The sequence below is a fragment of the Verrucomicrobiota bacterium genome (genome assembly GCA_027622555.1).
Taxonomy (GTDB): Bacteria; Verrucomicrobiota; Verrucomicrobiia; order Opitutales; family UBA2995; genus UBA2995.
The window spans coordinates 1-3,527 of record JAQBYJ010000227.1; the positions used below are offsets into that span (position 1 = coordinate 1).

Here is a 3,527-nt window from a genome sequence, read left to right on the forward strand (position 1 = left end):
CTCTAAAACATCAACCAGCTTCTCCGCTTTCTTCTTAGAGCTGACATAGAGCTTAAACCGTTTTTCGCGGATAACCCTGTCCCTGAACACGAAAGCGTTTTCCACCCCGTCGTCGGTGAGTTTAGCCTCATTCTTTCCGCCCATGCCGAGGATCCAGGATTTTTGACTATCCATACTCTTGCCCAGGATAAGGTCGGCGAACGACTTTCCGTCGTAGGTATAGTCGTCCTGAAGTTTCCCACGTCCCAGGTCTGCGAAAGTTGGAAGTAGATCCGTAACGTCTATCAATGCGTCCGTGTTGACGCCTTGTGGAACAAGTCCGGGGGCGTTGACGATAAAGGGAACGCAGAGACCGGGTTCGGTGGTGCTGGCTTTTGCACCTTTGACCGTCCTGCCGTTTTGGTGCCCTGTGATTGAAGTGTCGGTTCCGTTGTCGGTGGTCCAAATGATGATGGTATTGTCTCGGATTTTTAGCTCATCCAGGGCTTGTACCAATTTCCCTAATACTTTGTCCGTGTAACGAACCATGGCTTTGTGTTTCTCGAGGTCAGTAGTGACATCCTTTTCATCCGGGGTAGTTACCAAAGGAACATGAGTCAAAACCATGGGGTAATAAAGAAACATGGGTTCATCCTTATGTTTCTTCATGAAATCGATAAGGAAGTCGGTAAATACCGTTTCACCGTATGCACCATCCCAGATACGGCTACCCTCCTTGGTGTGGATATAAGGGTTCCAATAACGTTCATCACTCTGGGAATTGTTTCCTTCTCCGCCTGTCCACATGCAATAGTCGTCATATCCGATTTCGGTCATCGCCTCGGGTTGGACACGGAAGTCGTTGATCTGCCATTTCCCAGCGATGGCACTTTTATAACCGGCCTCTTTCATAACCATCGAAATACAGGGGTTTCTATTCCAGTCGTAGTGTGCGCCACCTCCCCAGCGGGGGACGTCCCAATGATTGACCCAGCCGTGCCGGTAAGGATATTGACCGGTTAAAAATGAAAGCCGTGTAGGGGTGCACTGAGGCATTACGTAAGCATTTGAAAACTGCATGCCGGTTGCGGCCAGTTTATCCACGTTGGGCATTTCGATATTCTCTGCACCATAGGATGGGACCCATTCCTTGCCCAGGTCATCGACCAGAATGAACAGGATGTTGGGTTTGGTCGCTTGGTTTTTCTTCTTCAAGGCACACCCGTATGTAAAGATTGAGAGGGTTAAAAGAAAGAAGACTGAAATCCTATGGTGGCGCATTCTCATTGTCGTAGTTATAAAAGTAGAAGTGGATGGAAGATTTAAAACCCTAACTATTGTTAGTTGCTAAGGAATAAAAAAACAAACCCCCTCCGGAATTAACCGAAGAGGGTTTGCTCAACTACAAACAATAATAGAACTACAAATCAAATGATGCTGAAAATAGAATCTGACGGGATTCGTTGGTCGCTGCGCGGGAACGCACGAAGATCTCGTCCGTTGCGTTATCGATGTTGATTCCAAAAGTAACGGGTTGGTCGCCTATCATGGTCGGGTACCTCGCAAACAGATCGATGATGGTGTAGCCATCTTCAAACACCAATGCGTTGTTCGGGGTTCCGAATTGCGGGATTGGGCCGTCTGCCCAGACAACACCTCCTCCGATTCGAAGACCTTCAACCGGACCTTCACCGAAAGTGTAGTTATTGAACAAGGTGAAACGATGAGGTGCCGCACCTTCCAGACGTAGACCTTCCAGTTCCGGATTTTGAGCACCTGACACAGCGGCATCGATGTAGCTGTAGCCCACCACTATTTCCCAGTTTTCAATCGGTGAGACAAAAAGCTCTACTTCAAACCCTTTGCTTTCATCGGCGGTGAGGACAAAGTCATTCTTAAAGGTGACTGGGTTGTAGTCACTCCTGAATACATTTTCTTTCTCGATTTTGAAAAGCGCGACGGACCCGGAAACTTTTCCATCGAATAAGTCGACAAACTTGACTCCCGCTTCAATCGCTTTGCTGGTTTGCGGATCATAGAGTTCTCCCGTGTCAGCATTGGTGGCTGAATTGGGTTCAAAAGCATCAGCAGAGTTTACGAAAACACTGAGATTGGGAGTTATTCTGTAGACCCCACCCAATTGGAAGTTGGTGTCGCTGGCGTCAATTCCATTGCCAATCTGTGCTCCACCCAAGGCGTAGGATTTCTGGTTGGTTGAATTATGACGGACGCCTGCGAGAATGTTTAGCCGATCATCCATGAAAAAGATATTATCGGTCAGGTAAATAGTAGTAAAGTCTTCGTAGCTACGGTCGTTCTGATTCGTACGCACACCGTATTCTCTTAGTTCCGTAGGGCTGGCGACATCGTCCTCCCAGATCTTTACGCCATCCAGTATTTCCTGCTTGTAGAGGAAATCGCGGAATTTTTTACCGGTTTTGGCTTCGATTACCCTTAGTCGGGCATTTTCTGCGCCATTGACAGCACGCAGGCGATAAGCTCCTTCACCGCCGTTGATACGGTCCGATTTGCGAGCTCCGACAAGTATCTGGTGTCTTACATCCCCGGTCTCAATGTCTATCAGGCCGTTAATCGTATGAACTTCGTCCCGCCTGTGGTCGTCCTGCCATGTCATATTTGAATCGGTTCTGCCATCCGATGCCCTAAAGGTATTAAACTCACGGAAGCTCAGATCCTGTTGGGTGTCGTAAAAGTTATACTTGTATTGCAGATTGAAGTATTCGCTAAAGGTATGGAGGAGACCAAGGGATAGAAAGTCACTATCTGAGTGGTACACGTTTCCTGCAGTAGACGATACGAATTCATCGGGAATAAAGGTATTGTTGTAACGAGCTCTAGCTTCGGCTATTCCTCCTGGATAGGGAGCAGGGTCAGTGGTATCGCCATCGCCATTTAAATCGGTGGGGACTTCTTCGAAGGACCAGGTGGCTCGTTGTGTTGGAAAACCATCAACTCGGTTTTTTGCTATATTGAAGGTGCCTTGGGTTTTTTCCGCAAATTGGTAATTACCGGATAGTCCCATGAATTTTCTTTCATCGCCGTCTACCCAGCGCCAACCCTCGCTCTTTCTGTATTCACCCAAGAACCGTAACCCGAGTTTTCCGTTCATGGCGTGGGTGGTGATATCGGCAGTTCCGCCATATCTTCCATTATTACCTGCGCTAAATGCGACTTTACCGCCATCCTCAGCTTTGGGAGTCTTGGTAATTACGTTCACCAATCCTCCAGGATCGGATTGTCCGTAGAGCGTGTTCGGTCCTTTGACGATTTCGATCCGGTCGATCATTTGCGTCGGAATATTTTGTCCTCCTGTTACCCCGTCGGTCAGCAGGTTTCGATTCCGGAAACCACGGATCGAGAAATTAGCTCCACGGGCATTGCCACTGTTATTCCGGCCTGTTTGGGTAATCGAAGAGTTGTAATCCATGGCCTCCTCAAAATTCCCCACCAGACTGTCTTCGAGAAATTCCGATGTGATTACGTTGATGGACATGGGGACGTTCATGAGAGAAGTTCTCATACCAGTG

2 protein-coding genes are annotated in these 3,527 nt (G+C 48.1%); both read right to left on the reverse strand.

Annotated features, from left to right (window positions below; all coding sequences use genetic code 11):
- Positions 1-1,194 (reverse strand): sulfatase-like hydrolase/transferase (locus tag O3C43_24995; GenBank protein MDA1069748.1); only part of this gene is annotated, 1,194 nt, incomplete at its 3' end.
- Between the two features lie 205 nt (positions 1,195-1,399).
- Positions 1,400-3,527, reverse strand: a 2,128-nt coding sequence (locus tag O3C43_25000; GenBank protein MDA1069749.1) for a TonB-dependent receptor, incomplete at its 5' end; no start/stop codon positions are given.